This is a genomic window from Cellulosimicrobium sp. NPDC030954 (genome assembly GCF_055571305.1).
The window spans coordinates 1-20,374 of the sequence record NZ_JBVIFN010000019.1 but is presented as its reverse complement, the minus strand read 5'-3'; the positions used below and the strand labels follow the sequence as shown (position 1 = coordinate 20,374).

Annotated in this window: 17 protein-coding genes and 1 riboswitch; of the genes, 7 read left to right on the top strand and 10 right to left on the bottom strand. The window is 74.3% G+C overall.

Annotated elements, in window-relative coordinates:
- Window positions 1-339 precede the first annotated feature (339 nt).
- Window positions 340-1,770 (bottom strand): MFS transporter, encoded by a 1,431-nt coding sequence (locus ACZ402_RS19910; RefSeq protein ID WP_375826064.1) that lies wholly within the window; start codon window positions 1,768-1,770, stop codon window positions 340-342.
- Between the two features lie 154 nt (window positions 1,771-1,924).
- A complete protein-coding gene (locus tag ACZ402_RS19905) occupies window positions 1,925-2,347 on the bottom strand; it encodes a VOC family protein (protein WP_375826065.1) in 423 nt (140 codons plus the stop codon).
- Between the two features lie 114 nt (window positions 2,348-2,461).
- Here ACZ402_RS19905 and ACZ402_RS19900 point away from each other — a divergent pair, with 114 nt between their 5' ends.
- Genes ACZ402_RS19900 through ACZ402_RS19890 form a run of 3 tightly spaced genes read left to right on the top strand, consistent with a single transcriptional unit; the run spans window position 2,462 to window position 5,039 of the window.
- A complete protein-coding gene (locus ACZ402_RS19900; RefSeq protein WP_375826066.1) occupies window positions 2,462-2,854 on the top strand; it encodes a hypothetical protein in 393 nt (130 codons plus the stop codon).
- 20 nt (window positions 2,855-2,874) lie between these two features.
- Window positions 2,875-3,744, top strand: coding sequence for an NAD-dependent epimerase/dehydratase family protein (locus ACZ402_RS19895; protein WP_375826067.1), 870 nt, complete (start codon window positions 2,875-2,877; stop codon window positions 3,742-3,744).
- Window positions 3,741-5,039: an enolase C-terminal domain-like protein gene (locus ACZ402_RS19890; RefSeq protein ID WP_375826068.1), complete on the top strand. Its 1,299-nt coding sequence runs from the start codon at window positions 3,741-3,743 to the stop codon at window positions 5,037-5,039. The genes ACZ402_RS19895 and ACZ402_RS19890 overlap by 4 nt, the downstream gene beginning before the upstream one ends.
- Window positions 5,040-5,046: 7 nt before the next feature.
- Here the strand turns inward: ACZ402_RS19890 and ACZ402_RS19885 are convergent, their stop codons facing one another.
- From ACZ402_RS19885 to ACZ402_RS19875, 3 genes are all read right to left on the bottom strand, one after another.
- Window positions 5,047-6,918 (bottom strand): lipase family protein, encoded by a 1,872-nt coding sequence (locus tag ACZ402_RS19885; RefSeq protein ID WP_375826069.1) that lies wholly within the window; start codon window positions 6,916-6,918, stop codon window positions 5,047-5,049.
- 71 nt (window positions 6,919-6,989) lie between these two features.
- Window positions 6,990-7,400: a type II toxin-antitoxin system VapC family toxin gene (locus tag ACZ402_RS19880; RefSeq protein WP_375826070.1), complete on the bottom strand. Its 411-nt coding sequence runs from the start codon at window positions 7,398-7,400 to the stop codon at window positions 6,990-6,992.
- Window positions 7,357-7,665 (bottom strand): type II toxin-antitoxin system VapB family antitoxin, encoded by a 309-nt coding sequence (locus ACZ402_RS19875; protein WP_375826071.1) that lies wholly within the window; start codon window positions 7,663-7,665, stop codon window positions 7,357-7,359. The genes ACZ402_RS19880 and ACZ402_RS19875 overlap by 44 nt, the downstream gene beginning before the upstream one ends.
- Window positions 7,666-7,953: 288 nt before the next feature.
- Here ACZ402_RS19875 and ACZ402_RS19870 point away from each other — a divergent pair, with 288 nt between their 5' ends.
- Window positions 7,954-10,044, top strand: coding sequence for a glycosyl hydrolase family 28-related protein (locus tag ACZ402_RS19870; protein WP_375826072.1), 2,091 nt, complete (start codon window positions 7,954-7,956; stop codon window positions 10,042-10,044).
- Window positions 10,045-10,141: 97 nt separating this feature from the next.
- Window positions 10,142-10,285, top strand: coding sequence for a hypothetical protein (locus ACZ402_RS19865; RefSeq protein ID WP_375826073.1), 144 nt, complete (start codon window positions 10,142-10,144; stop codon window positions 10,283-10,285).
- Here ACZ402_RS19865 and ACZ402_RS19860 read toward each other — a convergent pair.
- The 5 genes from ACZ402_RS19860 to gcvP form a co-directional block, all read right to left on the bottom strand.
- On the bottom strand, window positions 10,261-10,689 hold the full coding sequence (locus ACZ402_RS19860) for a (deoxy)nucleoside triphosphate pyrophosphohydrolase (RefSeq protein WP_375826074.1): 429 nt from the start codon (window positions 10,687-10,689) through the stop codon (window positions 10,261-10,263). The two genes, ACZ402_RS19865 and ACZ402_RS19860, sit on opposite strands and share 25 nt — an antisense overlap.
- A gap of 79 nt (window positions 10,690-10,768) precedes the next feature.
- Window positions 10,769-11,023 (bottom strand): LuxR C-terminal-related transcriptional regulator, encoded by a 255-nt coding sequence (locus ACZ402_RS19855; RefSeq protein ID WP_375826075.1) that lies wholly within the window; start codon window positions 11,021-11,023, stop codon window positions 10,769-10,771.
- 286 nt (window positions 11,024-11,309) lie between these two features.
- Window positions 11,310-11,687, bottom strand: coding sequence for a glycine cleavage system protein GcvH (gcvH, locus tag ACZ402_RS19850; RefSeq protein ID WP_253051657.1), 378 nt, complete (start codon window positions 11,685-11,687; stop codon window positions 11,310-11,312).
- Between the two features lie 37 nt (window positions 11,688-11,724).
- Entirely contained in the window at window positions 11,725-12,984 is a 1,260-nt protein-coding gene (gene gcvT / locus ACZ402_RS19845; RefSeq protein ID WP_375826076.1) for a glycine cleavage system aminomethyltransferase GcvT, read from the bottom strand.
- A complete protein-coding gene (gene gcvP, locus ACZ402_RS19840; RefSeq protein WP_375826077.1) occupies window positions 12,981-16,073 on the bottom strand; it encodes an aminomethyl-transferring glycine dehydrogenase in 3,093 nt (1,030 codons plus the stop codon). Before gcvP ends, gcvT begins: the two co-directional genes overlap by 4 nt.
- Window positions 16,074-16,204: 131 nt before the next feature.
- A riboswitch (glycine riboswitch) is annotated at window positions 16,205-16,312 on the bottom strand.
- Between the two features lie 163 nt (window positions 16,313-16,475).
- On the opposite strand from gcvP, the gene ACZ402_RS19835 reads away from it, so the two are divergent.
- Together ACZ402_RS19835 and ACZ402_RS19830 are read left to right on the top strand one after the other, a co-directional pair.
- A complete protein-coding gene (locus tag ACZ402_RS19835; protein ID WP_375826078.1) occupies window positions 16,476-18,431 on the top strand; it encodes an ABC transporter ATP-binding protein in 1,956 nt (651 codons plus the stop codon).
- Window positions 18,428-20,245: an ABC transporter ATP-binding protein gene (locus tag ACZ402_RS19830; RefSeq protein ID WP_375826079.1), complete on the top strand. Its 1,818-nt coding sequence runs from the start codon at window positions 18,428-18,430 to the stop codon at window positions 20,243-20,245. The genes ACZ402_RS19835 and ACZ402_RS19830 overlap by 4 nt, the downstream gene beginning before the upstream one ends.
- Window positions 20,246-20,374 lie beyond the last annotated feature (129 nt).

Genomic DNA, 20,374 nt, shown 5'->3' with positions numbered 1-20,374 from the left:
CCGCGCACCTCCACCGCGCGCAGCCGCACCCCGCGGGAGAAGTCCGCCTGACCTGCCACCCGCCGAGGTAGAGCCCCGGTCCGCCGAGGTAGAGCTCTGGTCGGTCGAGGTAGAGCCCTGGTGGCCCGAGGGAGCGGCGTGGTCACGCCCGACGGCGGCCGGTCGCGGCAGTACCTCACGTGCCCGGGCGGCGCACGGTCGTCGAGTTGTCAGCACGTCGTCGGCCGCGGCGATCAGCGTGAGCCCGAGGACGAGCACGAACGGCCGTCGCTCGGCGCCGAGCACGCCACGGGCGGTCGCGGCGTGGCTCGCGACCGCCCGTGGCGGGTCGTGCGCGGTTCACGCGCCGACGGTCTCGCTCTCGCGCGCCGGTTCGCCGGCCGCGGCGGGGGGCGGCGTGCGGAGCAGCACCGCGCTGAGGAGCGCCGCGACGAGCGCGACGACCCCGGCCCCGAGGAAGACCGCCGAGTACCCCTCGGTGAGCGCGACGAGGTCGTCGCTCGCGGTCGCCCCGAACGCTGCTCCGACGGCCGTCATCGCGGCGAGCCCGAGGGCGGAACCCACCTGGTAGCTCGTGTTGACGATCCCGGACGCGAGGCCGCCGTCCTGCGGCGGGGCGCTCGAGATCGCGGTCCCGAGCGACGGGATGAAGGCGAGCGACATGCCGAGCGCCGCGACGAGCGTCGCGGGCAGCACGTCGACGGCGTACGCGCCGTCGGGCCGGACGAGCGAGAGCCACCCGAGACCGACAGCGAGGACCAGGAAACCGGCGACGACCAGGGCCTTGCTCCCCCAGCGGGCGATGAGGCGCGGGGCGAGAGCGACCATCCCGACCATGACGAGCGCCGTCATCGGCACGAGCGCGGCGCCGGAGGCGAAGGCGCCCAGCCCGAGGACCTGCTGCAGGTACAGGTTGAGGTAGAACCACATGGCGACCCACGCGGCACCGAGCAGCGCCTGGGCGAGGTTCGCCGCCCCGAGGTTCGGGGTCCGGAAGATCCGCAGCGGGACGAGCGGCTGGCTGCGCCGCGCCTGGCTGACGACGAAGCCGGCGAGCAGCAGGAGCGCCGCGCCGAGCACGACCCACGTCTGCGCCGCGCCCCACCCGACCTCGGGTGCCCGCACGACCGCGAAGACGAGGGCGCCGAGGCCCACGGTGACCGTGAGCGCGCCCACGACGTCGACGGACCCCCGCGTGGTCGAGCCGGCGGGGAGCAGGACCCGGGTGACGGCGAGCACGAGCACGGCGATCGGCACGTTGATCCAGAACACCCACGGCCAGCTCGAGTACTCGGTGATGAGCCCGCCGAGGAAGACGCCGGCGGTGCCGCCCGCGGGTGCCGCGGCACCGTAGACCGCGAGCGCCCGCGTGAGCTCCCGGGGGCTGGACCCGAAGATCGACATGAGCAGCGTGAGCGCGGCGGGGGCGACGAGCGCGGCGCCGACGCCCTGGACCACGCGCCCGGTGAGCTCGACCACGACGGTCCCGGCCGCCCCGGCGACGACGGAGCCGACGAGCAGCACCGCCCAGCCGATCGTGAAGATGCGGCGGGCGCCGAAGAGGTCGGCGAGCCTGCCTCCGAGGAGCAGGAGCCCGGCGAACGCGACGACGTACGCGTTGAAGACCCACGACAGGTTCCCCGGCGAGAAGCCGAGGTCCTCCTGGATCCGTGGGAGGGCCACCCCGATGATCGAGGTGTCCATGATGACCATGAACTGCGCGGTGGCGATGAGCCCGAGGGCCCACCCCCGCCTCGATGCGTCCGACATCGAGCGTCCTCCTCCGGGCCGCGAAGGCCCTGTCCGGCCGCCGGGGACGGCGGCACGCGAGGCGACGGCAATCCGTCGCCAGATACCCCATGGGGGTATCTGGCGGTGAAGGCACTATACGGGTGGGGGGTATGCAAGGGTCGATCGCCGGCGGTCAGCCGACGAAGACGCAGAAGGGGTGGCCCGCCGGGTCGGCGTAGACGCGCAGCGGTTCCTCCGGGTCGTCCGAACGGTCGTGGAGCAGGCGCGCCCCGAGCGCGAGGGCGCGCTCGTGCTGGCGGTCGAGCTCCGCGTCGTCCGCCACGGTGCAGTCGAGGTGAAGCTGCTGCGGCACACCGTCGTCCGGCCACGTCGACGGCGGGAGCGCGCCGACCTGCTGGAACGCGAGCTGGACCCCGCCCGGCGCAGCACGCAGCACGAGCCAGTCCGCACCCGCCGGGTCCGGTTCGCCGACGGGCGGCGGCTCGTCGCCCGCGCGGTACGCGAGCCCGAACAGCGCACGGTAGAACTCCGCGAGCGCACGGGCGTCGGTCGTGTCGAGCACGACCTGGGCGATCCGGGGGAACACGTCGGCCACGGCGACCACCTCCGCTCGCCACCGTCGCGCGCCGCGCGGGCGCTCGCAAGCAGTTCGACGCCGGGCGCGGGAGGATGGGCCGGTGCGAAGCCCGACCACCCCGCAGGAGACGACGTGACCGAGCAGGAAGGGCGGCTCGCGCGGCACGTCGCCGAGGCGGCGGACGCGTGGCTCCGTGACCCGCTCGACGCGGGCGTGTACCGGCGCCTCGTCGACGCGACGCTCGCCTGGCGTGCGAGCGGCGGCCGCGTGGTGCCGGGCACGACGGCGGCACCCGCCCCGGTCCTGACCGACGCCCCGCGTGGCGGGACCGGCGCCGACGCGGCGCACGGCGAGGCCGAGGACCCGGACGACGACGCGCGCTACCTCCGCCCGGAGCGCGCGCCGCGCGCGGTCGGCAGCACGCTCGCGGACGTCGCGAGCATGCTGCGCGCACGAGCGGGCGTCGCCACGTCGGAGAGCAAGACCTCGACAGAGGGACCGCAAGAACACGACGATCATTCCTGACGGCGACGTAGGGTGAGGTCATGACGCGCGTCCTCGTCACCGGTGCCGACGGCGGCATCGGCCGCGCGACGGTGCGCCACCTCCTCGACCACGGGTACGAGGTCACGGCCCTGTCCACCACGTTCGAGCGCCCGTGCCCCGCCGACCGGCTCGTCGTCGGTGACGCCCGCTCCCCCGAGGACGTGAGCCGCGGGCTCGCGGACGCGGACGCCGTCGTGCACCTCGCGGCGATCCCGCACCCTGACCTGGGCACCCCGCTCGAGGTGTACGCGACCAACACGACCGCGACCTGGGCCGTGCTCTCGCTCGCGGGCGAGCGGGGCGTGCGGCGCGCGGTGGTCGCGAGCAGCATCAACGCGTTCGGGGTCCCGATGAACCCGCACGACGTGCACCCCGCGTACTACCCCCTCGACGAGGACGTGCCCGCCGACGTCGCCGACGCGTACTCGCTCTCGAAGCAGGCGGACGAGGCCGCCGCCCGGGCCGCGTGGCGGCGGTGGGGCATCGACGTCGTCGCGCTGCGCTTCCCGCACGTGCGCGACGCCGCCGGCCGCCGGGAGACCGCGGCCGCCGTCGCCCGCGACCCGCGCGCCATGGCGCGCGAGGGCTGGGCCTACCTGGACCTGCGCGACGCGGTCGCGGCGATCGAGGCCGGGCTGACCGCCGACGTCACGGGCGCGCACGTCGTCGGGCTCGCCGCGGACGACACGCTCCTGGACACCCCGACCCCGGAGCTCCTGGCCCGGTACGCACCCGGCGTGCCGCTCACCCGAGCCGTCGGACCGCGCGACGGCCTCGTCGACACCCGCCGCGCGCGCGAGCTGCTCGGCTTCCGCCCGCGACACTCGATCCACCGCCCCGACGCCCGACCCGCCCCGGAGACCCCGTGACCGACGCCCCGCCCGCCCCGCTCCCCGCCGTCGACCCCGTCGACCCGGCGTTCGCGAACCCGTGGCCCGCGCGCGACGGCACCCGCATCACCGGCGTGCGCGCGATCGTCACCGCGCCGGACGGCATCCCGCTCGTCGTCGTGCGCGTCGACACGAACGTGCCCGGCCTCTACGGGCTGGGCTGCGCGACGTACACGCAGCGGTGGCACGCCGTCGTCGCGTACGTGGAGCAGCACCTCGAGCGGATCGTCGTCGGCCGCTACCCGGGCGACATCGGCGACCTGGTGCGGCTCGCGCGGCTCGCGCCGTACTGGCGCGAGGGGCCCGTGGGGAACAACGCGATCTCCGGGCTGGACATGGCGCTGTGGGACATCGCCGGCAAGCGTGCGGGTATGCCGGTGCACGAGCTGCTCGGCGGCAAGGTCCGCGACGCCGCCGACACCTACCTCCACGCGAGCGGGCGGACCGTCGAGGAGACGATCGACGACGCGGCGCGGATCGTCGGCGCCGGGTGGCGGCACGTGCGCATCCAGACCGGCCAGCCGGGCCTCGGTCACTACGGGACCGCCGCGGACCCCGAGCCCGGCTACCCCGCCGCGCCGAACCCCCACGGGTGGAGCGTCGAGGAGTACCTGCGCCGCACGCCGCGGCTCTTCGCGGCGGCGCGCGAGGCGCTGGGCGATCAGGTCGAGCTGCTGCACGACGTCCACTCGCGCCTCACGCCCAAGCAGGCGGTGCTGCTCGCCCGGGCGCTCGAGCCCTACCGGCCGTTCTTCCTCGAGGACGTGCTCGCGCCCGAGCACTGGGACCGCCTGCCCGAGGTCCGCGCCGCCTCGCCCGTGCCGATCGCGGTCGGCGAGCTCGCGACGTCGTCCACCGACGCCGCGCGGCTCGTCCTGGGCGGCGGCGTCGACCTGATCCGCTGCCACCTCAGCGCGATCGGCGGGCTCAGCGCGGGCCGGGCGCTGGCGACGGCCGCCGAGCTGGTCGGCGTGCGCACCGCGTGGCACGCCCCGGGCGACACCTCGCCCGTGGGCGCGGCGGCGAACGTCGCGCTCGACGTCACGTCGACCGCGTTCGGCATCCAGGAGGGCCACGTGTACTCCGACGCCGTGCACGAGGTCTTCCCCGGCACGCTGCGGATCGTGGACGGCTGGCTGCGGCCGCACGACGCGCCGGGCTTCGGCGTCGACCTCGACGAGCGTGCCGCGGCCCGCTACCCGGCGGACCTCGCGGGCCACGACGCGTGGGCGGCTGGGGTCCGCGCGCCCGACGGCGGCCTGGTCGCCCCCTGAGGACGGGTCAGCCGGCGGCGCACGTCGGGGTCGGGGGCTCGCCCGCGAGGCGCGCCTCGGTCCACCGCACGAGGTCCGGGGCGAGCGGGGAGTCGGCCTGGACGAGCCCGACGTGGTCGCGCCCCGCGTACGTGCGGTAGTCGACCGGCTGCCCGGCCGCGCACCGGGCACCGACGTACGCCTCCTGCGCCGTGGGGAGGATCAGCGTGTCCGCGGCACCCTGGGCGACGAGCAGCGGCGCGGCGACCGGGCCCGTCGGCACGTTCTCGGCCAGGCGCTCGCCCAGCGGGCCGGACGTCGGGTCGGTCGTCCACAGCGGCTGGTCCATCGACAGCGCCTCCGCGACCGAGACGAGCGCGCTCGGCTCGGACAGGCAGCGCGACGCCATCTCCCGCACGACGAACCGCGCACCCGGCCGGACGTAGCCCGCCGCGTCGCTGTCCGGGTAGATCGCGTCGTACGCCTCGACGACGAACGACGCGAAGACGCTGCCGCCCGTGACGCTCTCCAGGTGGGACACGAGGCCGGTGAGGTCGCTCGCGGGCGCGAGCGCGGCGACGCCCGCGAGGGGGACGTCGGGCGCGTACTCCGGGGCGACCGCCCCTGTCCACAGGGCGGCGTGGCCGCCCTGCGAGTGACCCCAGACGACGGTCTGCTCGCCGAGCGTCGGGCCGTCCAGCTCGCGCGCGGCGCGGACGGCGTCGAGGACGGACCGCGCCTCGCCCTGGCCGACGAGGTAGGGGTGCGGGCCGTCGGTCCCCAGGCCCACGTAGTCCGTCGCGACGAGCGCCCAGCCGTGCGCGAGGACGTCGTCGAGCAGGAAGAACGCACCGGACTCGAACGGCTCGTCGAGGACCGACGGCGCACAGCCGCGCGCGTAGCCCGTCGTGCCGTGCGCCCACGCGATCACAGGAGGCGCGGCGGCGGTGTCCCCGACGGCGTCCGGCACGACGACGACCCCGCTCGCCACGGCGGGCTCCCCCTCGTCGCGGGTCGTCGTGTAGAGGATGCGCCACGCCGTCGCGCCGTCGGGGATCTCGCGCGTGAACGGCTCGGCGTGCACGAGCCTGCCGGGCTCGGCCGAGACGGACGCGGGCGGGTCGTAGAACGCGTCGACCTGCGGCGCCGCACGGTGCAGCCCGACGCTGACGGCCGCGAGCGCCCCGGCGGCGACGACCGCGAGGACCGCGCCGACGAGCGCGACCCGGCCGTGGCGGTGCGGCCCGGACGGGCCGGGCGCCACCGGCGCGCCTCCCGCACCGTCGGGCACGGCGCCGTACGTGGCCCCGGGGGATCCCGCCCGCGCGCGGGCGCGGCGGATCCCGGCGACGGCGAGGCGGACGCCGAGGACGACGACGCGGACGCCGAGGACCACCGCGACGACGAGCACCGTGATGTCGGGCCACACCAGGGCCAGGACGCCCAGCACCACCGAGGCCGCACCGAGCGCGACGCGGGTCCAGCGGTCGACGCCGACCGACCGCACCCCCTCGATCCCGTCCAGGACGCCCGCGACGACGAGCCCGACGCCGACGAGGACCGCGACGACCACGATCGACGGCGCCGGCCACACGACGACCGCCACCGCGAGCGCGAGGAACAGCAGGCCGCGCGCGACGTGCGGCCAGCGCGGGGAGCGCGGTGCACCGGCATCGTCTCCCCGGTCGGGCGACCGGCCTCCGACGAGCTCCGTGACCCCGAGGACGACGGCTCCGACGACGACCGCGACCACCAGCAGCGCGAGCGACGCGAACGGGCGCAGGACGAGCACCGCGCCGACGACGGTGCACACGACGCCGAGCGTGACGGAGACCCACGGCGGGACCCTCTCCCCCGCGGCGGCGGCGGACGCACGCATCCTGGTTCCGAGTCGACTCACGCGGCGAACGTACCGGGCACGGTGCCGCTCCGCGCGGCGGCCGTCGTCGGCGCCCGGCGCGCGAACCCGGCTCAGGCCGGCGGTGCAGCCTCGTGTGCGGGGCGCAGGTCGGTGCGCGAGAAGTCGTCGCCCACGAAGAGGAGCCGGTCGCGCGTCGCGGCGGCCAGCGCGTAGGCGAAGCAGTCCCCGATGTTCAGGCGCGCCGGGTGGCTGCTGCCCCGGCCGAACTCGCGGTACGCCTCGCGGGCGATCTCGGCGTGCTCGGCCGTGAACGGCTCGACCTCGATCCCGTACAGCTCGAGGAGGGCGTCGAGCCGACGACGCTGCGCCGGGGACGACCGGTTGTCCAGGACGGCGTAGAGCTCGACGAGGGTCGGTGCGGCCATGCGCGGGCGGCTGGCGGCGAGCAGGATCTCGGAGAGCGTGTCGGCGCCGGGCTCACCGAGGACGATCGCGACGATCGCCGAGGTGTCGACGATCACCGAGGGGGCCGCTCTCGTCGTAGAGCGCCGCCTCGGCTGCGCGCACGCTCTCGACGTCGAGGTCGACGCGGATCTCGTCGAGGAGCCGGGCGATCTCGGCGCGTCGGGCGGCGACGGCCTCGTCGCCCCTCGACCGGGACTCGAGCACCTCGTCGAGACGATGCTGGACCGCCTCCTCGATCGCGCTCGTCTGCGACTGGCCCGTGGTCTCCGCGAGCCGGCGCACCAGCGCGTGCGTGCGCTCGTTCTTGATGTTGAGGCCCATGGGCACCTTTCTACCGTGGTGGGACCGCTCGTCTACCCAGGGTGGACGTCCGGGCCTGTCGATGTCCACGGGGCGCCGCTCGGCCGACCGACGGGCAGGACTGCTGATGCAAGAAATAGACGACAAGTCGCAATATCACAACAGAGCCTTGTGCTCGCTTCGACGTCGCTCTAGTGTTCGGCACGAACGACCCTGCGCGGAGGTGCGACCGCGCAGCGGGCCGGAGGGTCAGCACGCCCCCCGGTGAGCACGGAGGCGGACCGCCTCCCGAGAGAAGACGGGTCAACGATGATTCGCAGCACGAACCACCCCGCGCCACGGCGCCGCGCCCGGGTCGCGGCCGCCGCGGCCGTCGCCCTCACGCTCGTGGCGGGCACCGCGTCGTCGGCCCTCGCCCACGGCAAGCCCCGGCCCCCGGCCCCCGCGGTCGTGACGCGCGCCGCCGTCGACCCGGCGCTCGTCGAGGGCCGCGGGGCCACCGTCCCGTTCCTCGAGCAGGAGGCCGAGAACGCCGTGACGACCGGGACCGTCATCGGCCCTGGTCGTGACGCGTACACGATCGAGGCCGAGGCGTCGGGACGCTCGGCCGTCCGCCTCACGGCGGGCCAGAACGTGGAGTTCACGCTCCCCGCCGACGCGAACGCGATCACGGTCCGGTACTCAATCCCCGACGCGCCCGCCGGCGGCGGGATCACCTCGCCGCTCGACGTGTCGGTGCTGCGCCAGGGCAAGAAGGTCGGGCTCGACCGGCGCATGACGCTCACGTCCGCCTACTCCTACCTGTACAACCAGTACCCGTTCACGAACGACCCGACGGCGGGCCTCCTCCAGCCCGGCTGGTGGGTCGCCGAGTGCGCGTGCGTCCCCGCGGAGACCACGCCGACCCCGACGTTCGACACGCCCTTCCGGCCCATGAAGTTCTACGACGAGCAGCGCCTGCTGCTGGGCAAGACGTACAAGAAGGGGGATGTCGTCCGCCTCGCGGTGCCCACGCGCGGCGCCGCCGAGTGGACCGTGATCGACCTGCTCGACTCCGAGAAGGTCGCGCCCCCGAAGGTGCGCCTCCTCGCTGCGAACGCGCTGCTCTTCGGGGCCGACCCGACCGGTCGTCGCGACTCCGCCGACGCGCTCGACAAGGCGATCGCGTTCGCCAAGAAGCACCGGCTCGAGGTCTACGTCCCGCCGGGCGTCTACCAGGTGAACCGGCACATCGTCGTCGACGGCGTGACCATCCACGGTGCCGGGAGCTGGTACACGATCTTCACGGGCAAGGAGGTCGCGCTCGACGCGCCAGCGCCCGACGGGTCCGTGCACACCGGCGTCGGCTTCTACGGGAGGTACGCGGACGAGGGCGGCAGCACGAACGTGCACCTGCGCGACTTCGCGATCGTCGGGGACGTGCGCGAGCGCATCGACACCGACCAGGTCAACGGCGTCGGCGGCGCGCTCAGCAACTCGTCGATCTCCGGCCTGTACATCCAGCACACCAAGGTCGGGCTGTGGTTCGACGGGCCGATGGACGACCTGCGCGTGGAGGACACCGTGGTCGTCGACCAGGTCGCCGACGCGCTGAACTTCCACGGCGGCGTGACGAGCTCGGTCGTGCGGAACGTCTTCGTCCGGAACACCGGCGACGACGGCCTCGCGATGTGGTCGGAGAAGCTGACGAACTCGGGCAACGTGTTCGAGAACAACACGGTCCAGTCGAACACCCTCGCCAACGGCATCGCGGTCTACGGCGGAACGGACAACACCGTCCGCGCGAACCTCGTCGCGGACCCGGTGCGCGAGGGCAGCGGGCTGCACGTCGGGTCGCGGTTCGGCGCCGAGCCGTTCGCGGGTCGCCTCGACCTCACCGACAACACCGCCGTGCGCGCGGGCACGCTCGAGCTCAACTGGAACATCGGGCTCGGCGCGATCTGGTTCTACGCGCTCGACCGCGACATCGACGCCGACGTCCGGGTCACCGGCGACCACTACCTCGACAGCACGTACAACGCGATCATGCTGGTCTCCGACTGGGGCGTGAAGGACCAGGTCGCGATCGAGGGCGTCGCCTTCAAGGACGTGCGGGTCGACGGCACGGGAACCTCCGTGGTGAGCGCGCGCGTGCGCGGCGGCGCGTCGTTCGAGAACGTGGACGCGCGCAACGTCGGCTGGGCGGGCGTCAACAACTGCGGCGCGTTCAACTTCCCGGACGGCGGCACCGAGTTCACGCTCACCGACCTCGGCGGCAACGACGGCACGTCGCTCAGCCCGTGGGAGCCGGGCACCGTGAACTGGCTCGGCCGGTTCGTGCCCAGCGCGCCGAGCTGCAACGACCGCCCGCCGGTCGTTGCTCCCCCGGCCCCGTCCCCCTGGGTCCAGCCGGTCGGCTGACCCCACCCCGCGGAGTGCATGGAACGGTCGCGGTCGGATCGATTCGGCCGCGACCGTTCCATGCACTCACGGACGGGGTGGCGGGTAGGGTCCTCCGGTGGCTCTTCTCGGACCGGACGACGACGTCGTCGCGCGCCTCGGGCGGGAGCCGCGGCGGATCGCGGTCGCGCGGACGCTGCGCCGGTCCGTCCGGCGGGAGGTGCTGTGGAACGCGGGTCAGACCGCCTCGGACGCGACCTGACGCGTCAGCTCCTCGACGATCCGCACGTCGGCGTCGAGCCACGGCACGGTCAGCCAGCTCCCGGCGTCGAGCCAGGCCAGCTCGTCGTGCTCCACGAGCGGCTGCGGCTCCCCGGCGGTGATCCGGGCGAACCACAGGCGCATGACGTGGCGGTCCGTGATGATCCAGGTCCCGTGGTCGGGCCCCACGAGCTCGTCACCGAGCTCGACGGCGACGCCCAGCTCCTCGCGCAGCTCGCGGTGCAGCGCCTGCGTCGGGGTCTCACCGGGGTCGACCTTGCCCCCGGGGAACTCCCAGCGACCGGCGAGGTGCGACGGTCGTGACCGGCGCGCGCTGAGCAGGAGCCGCGGAGCGACGAGATCGTCGACGATCGCCGCGGCCACCACCAGTCTGCGCAGAGTCATACGCGGAGTGTCGCACGGCGTCGTGTCGTGCGGGTGACGCGGTCACGCCGGCGGCCCGCCAGGGTGGACGGGCCGTCGGTCAGCGCAGGCCGGCCGCCCGCGCCCAGGCGACGGCCTCGGCGCGGGTCGAGACCCCGAGCTTGCGGTAGAGGCTGCGGACCTGCGACTTGACCGTGTTGCGCGTGACGAAGAGCTTGGTGGCGATCTGCTCGAGCGTGACGTCCTCAGACAGGTTGGACAGGACGACCCGCTCACGGCGGGTCAGCGGAGCGATCGGCGTGGCGACCAGCTCCGACGGGGCCGCCATGGGGCGGACCAGCTCGATCGTGCTCATGTTCTCCTCCAGGTGCTCTCCGGTCACGTCATCCCCACGTGGCGAGTTCCGGTGTGTTGCTACAAGGAGAGACGGACGAAGGTCCCGTTCATGACGCGACTTTTCACCCCGACGTCGCGGCGGGGGTCCTGAGCCGGACCCATGCCGTCCGTACTGGATAGTCTTCGCAGGTCAGGAAGGGTTTCCAGAGATACGGAACCGGCGCCCGACGGCGCGGAGCAGGGGCTCCGCGCGCCGTCTGACGCCGGTTCAGTGATGTGATCTACGTCACACTCCGTCCAGGAGATCAGCTCCCGACGTGCGCCGCGTACTGGTCCGGGGTGAGCAGGTCGCCCGTCTCCACCACGTCGACCTTGAAGAGCCAGCCGTCGGTGTACGGGTCCGAGTTGACGACGGCGGGGTCGTCGATCGCGGCCTGGTTCACCTCGACGACGGTGCCCGTGACGGGCGAGAAGAGCTCCGACACGGACTTGGTGGACTCCACCTCGCCGATGACGCTCCCCGCGGTCACCTCGGCACCCACCTCCGGCAGCTCCAGGTAGACGATGTCGCCGAGCGCCTCGGCGGCGGTCGCGGTGATGCCGACGACGGCCGGGTTCGAGCCGTCGATCCACTCGTGCTCCGCCGTGTACTGCAGGTGGGCCGGGAACTGGGCCTCGGTCATGGGGTTCTCCTTCGAGCTCTTCGGGACGACGGCAGGGTCAGGACTGCTGGGGACGACGGTAGAACGGGAGCGGCACGACCACCACGGGCTCGGCCCGGCCGCGCACGTCGACCGCGAGCTCGGTGCCCTCCGCCGAGAGCTCGGGCGTCACGTACGCGAGCGCGATCGGGTGGCCCAGCGTCGGCGAGGGCGACCCCGAGGTCACGGTGCCGACCCGGCACGCAGACTCCCCCACCGCTCCCCCGGGCTCGGCGTCGGTGAGCACGACGGCGTAGCCCGCCCGGGCGGGACGGCGCCCCAGGCCCTTCAGGCCGACCAGCACGCGCGCGGGGGCGGACGCCCGGCGCGCCGCGAGCGCGGCCCGCCCGACGAACTCGAGCGGGGTGCCGTCCTCGGCGACCTTGTCGAGCTTCACGACGCGACCGAGCCCGGCCTCGTACGGCGTGGTCGTGGTGTCGAGCTCGTGCCCGTACAGCGGCATGCCCGCCTCCAGGCGCAGCGAGTCGCGCGCGGACAGACCGGCCGGCACGAGACCCAGCGGCGCGCCGGCCGCGAGCACCGTGCGCCACAGGTCGGCGGCACGGTCCGCGGGCACGAACAGCTCGAAGCCGTCCTCCCCCGTGTACCCGGTCCGCGCGACGAGCGCGTCGACCGGACCGGCGTCCGTCGACAGGGCGAGCGGGACGGCCGCGTAGTACTTCAGCCCGCGCACGGTCTCGGCATCGTCCGAGCCGGCGTCCGAGCCGGCGCCGTCCGTCAGCCCGACGACGATCTCCTCCGCGCGGGGGCCCTGGACCGCGACGAGCGCCGTGCCCGCACCCTGGTCCGTGACCGTGGCGTCGAACCCGGCGGCGCGCTCGACCAGCTCACGCGCGACCAGGTCCGCGTTCCCCGCGTTCGCGACGACGAGGAAGCGCTCCTCCTCCAGGCGGTACACGACGAGGTCGTCCAGGACCGCCCCGTCCTCCTGGCAGATCATCGTGTACCGCGCCCGCCCCGGCGTGACCGCGGTGAGGTTGCCGACGAGCGCGTGGTCCAGCGCGGCCGCCGCCTGCGGTCCGGCGACCTCGATCTCCCCCATGTGCGAGAGGTCGAACAGCCCCGCGGCCTCCCGGACCGCGCGGTGCTCCGCGAGGTCGGACGTGTAGCGCAGCGGCATCAGCCAGCCGCCGAAGCTCGTGAGGTTCGCGCCCAGCGCGACGTGCTCGTCGTGCAACGGGCTGTGCTTGTCCGTCGGCTCGTCCGTCGGCCTGCCCGTCGGGTCTCCGGTCTGCTGGTCGGTCTGCTGGTCGGTCATGCGAGGTCTCCCGTCACGTAGGACTCCACAGGCGGGCACGAGCACACCAGGTTGCGGTCGCCCCGCGCGCCGTCGATGCGGCGCACCGGCGGCCAGTACTTCCCGGCGCGCAGGCTCGCGACCGGGTACCCCGCGAGCTCGCGGGAGTACGGCTTGTCCCACGCCTGGGCGACGAGCGCCGCCGCCGTGTGCGGGGCGCCGCGCAGCGGCGACTCCTCCACGCTCCAGCGGCCCGAGGAGACCGCGTCGATCTCGCCGCGGATCGCGATCAGCGCGTCGACGAACCGGTCGAGCTCGGCCAGGTCCTCGCTCTCGGTCGGCTCGACCATGAGCGTGCCCGCGACCGGGAACGACAGCGTCGGCGCGTGGAACCCGTAGTCCATGAGGCGCTTCGCGACGTCCTCCGCCGTCACGCCCGTCTCCGCGGTGATCCCGCGCAGGTCCAGGATGCACTCGTGCGCGACGAGCCCGGCCGGTCCCGTGTAGAGCACCGGGTAGTGGTCCGCGAGGCGGCTCGCGACGTAGTTCGCCGTGAGCACGGCCGTCTTCGTCGCCTCGGTCAGCCCGTCGGGGCCCATGAGCGCGACGTACGCGTACGAGATCGGCAGGATCCCGGCCGATCCGAACCGCGTCGCCGAGACCGGCGTCGCCGTCGCACCCGCAGGCCCCGCCCCCGCTGCTCCGGCCTCCGTCACCGGCGCGAGCGGATCGCCCGGCAGGAACGGCACGAGGTGCTCGGCGACCGCGACCGGGCCGACGCCGGGGCCTCCCCCGCCGTGCGGGATGCAGAACGTCTTGTGCAGGTTCAGGTGCGAGACGTCGCCGCCGAACTCACCCGGGCGCGCGAGGCCGACGAGCGCGTTGAGGTTGGCCCCATCGATGTACACCTGACCGCCCGCCTCATGTACGAGGTCGCACACCTCGCGCACGTGCTCCTCGTAGACGCCGTGCGTCGAGGGGTACGTGATCATGATCGCCGCGACCCGGGGACCGTGGTCGGCGAGCTTCGCCCGCAGGTCGTCGAGGTCCACCTCGCCGCTCTCCGCGGTCCTCACCACGTCGACCTTCAGGCCCGCCAGGGCCGCCGACGCCGCGTTGGTCCCGTGCGCCGACGCCGGGATCAGGCACACGTCGCGCTCCGTGTCGCCGCGCGACACGTGGTAGTCGCGGATCGCCAGCAGGCCCGCGAACTCGCCCTGCGAGCCGGCGTTCGGCTGCACCGAGACGCCCGCGTAGCCCGTGATCTCGGCGAGCGCGGACTCCAGGCCGTCGATGAGCTCCGCGTAGCCGAGCGCCTGGTCGGCGGGCACGTACGGGTGCAGGTCCGCGAACCCCGGCCAGGAGATCGCCTCCATCTCCGCCGTCGCGTTGAGCTTCATGGTGCACGAGCCCAGCGGGATCATCGTGCGGTCCAGCGCGAGGTCCTTGTCCGAGAGCCGCCGCAGGTAGCGGAGCATCGAGGTCTCCGAGCGGTGCAGGTGGAAGATCGGGTGCTGGAGGTAGCTCGTCTCGCGCCGGAGCGCCGCGGGCAGGGCGTCCGAGACGCCGCCGGCGGCCTCGGCGTCCGCCTCACCACCGCGCGCGACCATGCCTCTACCTCGCGAGGTAGAGGCCTGGTCCGGCGAGGTAGAGGACGGGTCCGTGAGGCCGAAGGCCACCAGCACCGTGGCGAGGGTGGCAGCGGTGGTCGTCTCGTCGCAGGCGATCTGTACATGGTCAGCGTCGACGTTGTACAGATTCACGCCTGCGGCCGCTGCTGCTGCGACGACGGCGTCCGCCCGGCCGGGGACGACGGTGCGGACGGTGTCGAAGAACGTGTCGTGCTCGACGGTGACGCCGCCCGCGTGCAGGGCGTCCGCGAGGGTCGTGGCGTGGGCGTGGGTGCGCTCGGCGATCGCGCGGAGTCCGTCGGGGCCGTGGTAGACGGCGTACATCGACGCCACGATGGCGAGGAGAGCCTGCGCGGTGCAGATGTTGCTCGTCGCCTTCTCGCGGCGGATGTGCTGCTCGCGGGTCTGGAGCGCGAGCCGGTAGGCGGTGTCGCCGTCGGCGTCGATCGAGACGCCCACGAGCCGACCGGGGAGCGACCGCTCCAGCCCCTTGCGCACGGCCATGAAGGCCGCGTGCGGTCCGCCGTAGAACAGCGGGACGCCGAACCGCTGGGCCGAGCCGACGGCCACGTCGGCGCCGAGCTCGCCGGGAGAGACGAGCAGCGTCAGGGCGAGCAGGTCGCTCGCGACGGTGACGAGCGCGCCCGCGTCCTTGGCCTCCGCGACCACGGGGCGCCAGTCCACGACACGACCCGACGCCCCGGACTGCTGCACGACGACGCCCACGAGCTGCGCGTCGTCGTCCACCCCGGCGGGGAAGCCCCCCGCCGCGCGGGCCGCGGCGAGGCCGGCGTCCAGGCCGCCCGAGAGGTCCGCGACCACGACGGGAAGGCCGACGGCGTGCGCGCGACCTAGCGTCACGGCGAGCGTCTGCGGGAAGAGGTCGGCGTCCAGGACCACGTAGCCGCTCTTCGCGCGCGAGGCACGCCACATGAGCGCGACGGCCTCGGCCACCGCGGTGGCCTCGTCGAGGAGCGACGCGTTCGCGACGTCCAGGCCCGTGAGGTCCTCGACGACCTGCTGGAAGTTGAGGAGCGCCTCGAGGCGGCCCTGCGAGATCTCCGGCTGGTACGGCGTGTACGCGGTGTACCAGGCGGGGGACTCGAGGACGTTGCGGCGGATCACCGGGGGAGTGACGGTCCCGTAGTAGCCGAGCCCGATCATCTGCGTGTTGACGACGTTCTTGCCGGCCAGGGCACGCAGGTGGTCCAGCACCTCGGACTCGGTGCGCGCGGCGGGCAGGTCGAGCGGGCGCTCGGTGCGGATCGACGCCGGGACGGCCGCGTCGACGAGCGCGTCGAGCGAGGCGTAGCCGAGCTGGTCGAGCATGACGCCCACCTCGCGACCGCGCGGGCCGAGGTGGCGCGGTGCGAACGCACCGGTCGCGGCGTTGTGCCGTGAGCTGGGGTCGAAGGACGGCTGGGTCACGAGGGACTCCCGGTGGAGGGGACGACGGCGGGTCCCTCCCCGCTCTGTCATCGGACGCACGCGTCGACCTGAGAGTTTTGCCGGTCCGCCGTGCCGCGAGGGCCGGGGCGCGCCGACTTGCACCGTCGGTGGGCCGCGGCCGCCGGAGGTCCGACGGGCGCACGGCCGCTTTCCAGAGTTGCCTCACCTCGACGGTACGGGGGCCTGAGAGATTCCCGGGGAGGACTTGCTCCTTCGGCGCCGGCACCGGCCCGCTGGACCGTGGCGCCGAGCTCTCCCGTCGTGGTTCGGGCGGCTGTACTGCAGTTGTGGGCTCGATCATACCGGTCGGGCGCCGGCGCGCGCCGCCAGCTCCGGGCCGTCGGCGTCTCATCCAGCAGGCAATAACTACGGACCCCGAACGATCCGCGCTAGCGTCACCGCGACGAGGCGACGACGCGACGTGGGGGAGCCATGGCGACCGAACGAACGGTGCAGCAGCCGCCGCTGGGGGAGTGGGTCCGACGCTGGACGACGATGTGGGGGCTCCTGCGGCACGCGGGGATCCCCCTCGTGGCGGTGGGCCTCGCGCTGAGCGTCCTGCTCGCGCTCCTGCCGCTCGTGTCCATCGTCGCGCTGGGCCGTGTGCTCTTCCTCCTGCCGGGCATGACCGACGGCGCGGCGAGCGCCGGGTGGGACGACCTCCTCGCGGTGCTCGGCGTCGCGGTCGGAGCACTGGTCGTGCAGCAGCTCCTCGCGCCGTTCCAGGCCGGGATCGTCGAGACGATCGGGCGTCGGGTCGACCAGCGCTGCATCGACCGTCTCCTCGGTGCCGCGCTGTCGGACGCCCCGCTCGCGCTGCTCGACGACTCCGAGGTGCTGGACGTCGTCGCCGACGCCCGCGCGGCGTTCGCGCGCCAGAGCATGAGCCCCGGTGACGCGGCCGGGGCGCTCGTCCCGCTCGTCGGCCGCTACGTGCAGCTCGTCGGCGCGGCCGTGCTGGTCGCGGTCGTCGTCTCGCCGCTCGCGGGTGCCGTGATCCTCGCGACGGCGCTCGTCATGCGGGCGGGGGTGCGCGGCACGTTCAGCAAGCTCACCCCGATCTGGAAGACCCTCCACCCCCAGCGGCGCCGGATGCACTACCTGCGGGAGCTCGCGACCACGCCCGGGATCACCAAGGAGGTCCGGCTCCTCGGCGTCCTCGGGTGGCTGCGCGAGCGCCTGCGCCGGGAGACGATGGCGTACCTCGAGCCGCAGTGGACGGTCAACCGTCGGCTCCAGCTCTGGCCGTTCGTGGGGTTCTCGGCGATCGGCCTGGTCGGCGGCACGATCGTGCTGGTCCTGGTCGCCCTCGACGACGTGCTCGACCTCTTCGCGCTCGGCGTCGCGATCCAGGCGGTGCTCATCCCCCTGCGGTTCGGTGTGTACTTCCCCGAGTGCGACATGCGGACGCAGTTCGGCCTCCTGTCGTTCGACGCCCTCGAGACGTTCGAGCAGCGCCTGCGGTCCGCCACTCCCGAGGGCGGCCGGGAGGACGACGGCACCCGCGTCCCGCGCGGGGTGATCCGCTTCGAGGACGTGTGGTTCCGGTACTCCGACGACGGCGCGTGGGTCCTGCGTGGCCTCGACCTCACGCTCGTCCCGGGCACGTCGACGGCGATCGTCGGGCTCAACGGCGCCGGCAAGACGACGACCACCAAGCTCCTCGCGCGCCTGTACGAGCCGACGCGGGGGCGCATCACCGTCGACGGCGTGGACGTGCGCGACCTGCCGCTCGAGGCGTGGCGGCGCCGCCTCGCCCTCATCTTCCAGGACTACGTCCGCCTCGAGCTGTCCGTCACCGACAACGTCGGGCTCGGCGCGCCCGAGCTGCGCGACGACGCCGACCGCCTGCGCGAGGCGATCGCCGCCGCCGGCGCGGACGGCGTCGTGGACGGCCTCGCCGACGGCCTCGGCACCGTCCTCTCGGGCGGGTACGCGGGGGGCCGCGACCTGTCGGGCGGGCAGTGGCAGCGGGTCGCGCTCGCGCGCGCCCTGCTCGCCGTCTCGGGCGGCGCGGACGTCCTCGTCCTGGACGAGCCGACGGCGCAGCTCGACGTGCGCGCCGAGGCCGAGTTCTTCGAGCGCTTCCTCGCCCACGGCGCGGTCTCCTCGGTGGCGCGCGAGCGCGCGGTGACGTCCGTCGTCATCTCGCACCGCTTCTCGACGGTCCGGCCGGCCGACCAGATCGTCGTCATCGCGGAGGGCCGCGTCGTCGAGCAGGGCACCCACGACGAGCTGCTCGCCGCCGACGGCCGCTACGCCGAGCTTTTCGTCCTGCAGGCCCGCCGGTTCCGCAGCGACGCGCCCGACGACCCGGACCACGATCCCGACCCCGGCTCCGACACGACGAGTCCCGCGACGGCCCTGACCTCTGGAGGTGCCCGATGAAGCGCGTCGCGCTCGCCGCCCGGTTCATGATCTCGCTCGCCTGGCGGACGGACCGGCGCCGCCTGCTCGTGGCGGTCGTGCTCCTGACGATCGGGTTCCTCGCCGGTCCCCTGGTCGGCGTCGGGCTGGGGCTCTTCACCGACGCGCTGGTCGACACCGACGTCGCGCGCGCCGTCGGGCTCGCGTGCGCGGTCGCGGCCCTCGTCATCGCCGAGCTCATGCTGGGCCACTTCGCCCACCTGTCGTACTTCGAGGTCGCCGACCTCCAGCAGCTCCGCCTGCTGGACGAGGTCGCCGAGCTCACGCACGGCTCGACGGACCTCGCCGAGCTCGAGGACCCGGACCGCGTCCGCCTCCTCACAGCGGTGACGGAGGGCCTGCAGCGGGTCCGGCTCGCGCTCGAGGGCACGCTCCAGCTCGGCGGCATGGTGCTCCAGGTCCTGGTCACCACAGTCATCCTCGGCCTCGTCGAGCCGTGGCTGCTCCTGCTGCCCCTCGCGGCCCTGCCGCCCGTCTGGCTCGCCGACCGCGCGCAGCGGGTCCTCGACGCCGCGCGCGACGTCACCGCCGACGACGTGCGCCTCTCCCGGCACCTCGTCAGCGCCGGGACGACGGGCTCGTCGGCCAAGGAGATCCGGCTCTTCGGCGCGCGCCACCTCGTCGCGGACCGGCAGCGCGCGGCGTGGGACCGCACGACGGCGATCCTGTGGAGCGCGCACCGGCGCTCCGCGCTGCTGCGCGCGGCGGGCCAGGTGTGGTTCGCGCTCGCCTACGGGGCCGCGGTCCTCCTGGTGCTCCGCAGCGCCGCGTCCGGCACGGCGGCGATCGGCCAGGTCGTGCTCGTCGTCACGCTCGCGATCCAGGTCAGCACCCAGGTCGCGGGCGCGCTGTCGCTGTTCGGCAACCTGCAGGACGCCGGACGGACGGTCGAGAAGCTCCTCGAGCTGCGCGCGACGGCGACACCCCCGAGCCGGACGACCACCCCGGGCGAGACGCCCGCAGCGGGCGCGCCCGCCGTCGGGCGGCTCCCCGCGCGCCTCGAGCAGGGCGTGCGCGTCCAGGACCTGACGTTCACCTACCCCGGCGCGGACCGGCCCGTCCTCGACGGCGTCACGCTCGACCTGCCCGCCGGGGCCACCGTCGCGCTCGTGGGGGAGAACGGCGCGGGGAAGTCCACCCTGGTCAAGGTCCTGTGCGGGCTGTACCGGCCGACGTCGGGCCGCATCCTCGCGGACGGCGTCGACCTCTCCGAGGTGGCGCCCAGCGCATGGCAGTCGCACGTCGCGACGCTGTTCCAGGACTTCGCGCGCCTCGAGCTCTCGCTGCGCGAGGACGTCGGGATCGGGCGCGTCGACGCGCTCGACGACGACGACGTCCTGTGGGCCGCGCTCGACGAGGCCCGCGCCCGCCCGATCGTCGAGCGCTCGCCCGACGGTCTGGACCAGGTCCTCGGCACGGGCTACGCCGACGGCGCCCAGCTCTCGGGCGGGCAGTGGCAGACGCTCGGGCTGGCCCGCACCCTCCTGCGCCCCGACCCGCTCCTGCTCGCGCTCGACGAGCCCGCCTCCGCGCTCGACGCGACCGCCGAGCACGCGCTGTTCGAGCGGTTCACCGAGACGGCACGGCGGACCGGCACGACCTCCGGCGGCGTCACGCTGTTCGTCTCGCACCGCTTCTCGACCGTGCGCGACGCCGACCTCATCGTCGTGCTCGACGGCGGCCGCGTCGCCGAGCTCGGCACCCACGACGAGCTCGCCGCCGCGGGCGGGTCGTACGCCGAGATGTACGCGCTCCAGGCCCGCGCCTACCAGTGACGGCCGTCCCGAGCAAGGACCGGAGAACATGCAGCTAGGGCGTGTCCGGTGAATCGCGGAGCCAGAGGATGATCGCGGCGATGGTGAGTTCGGAGCGGTAGTAGGCGGCGCGTTTGGTGAAGCGGGTGG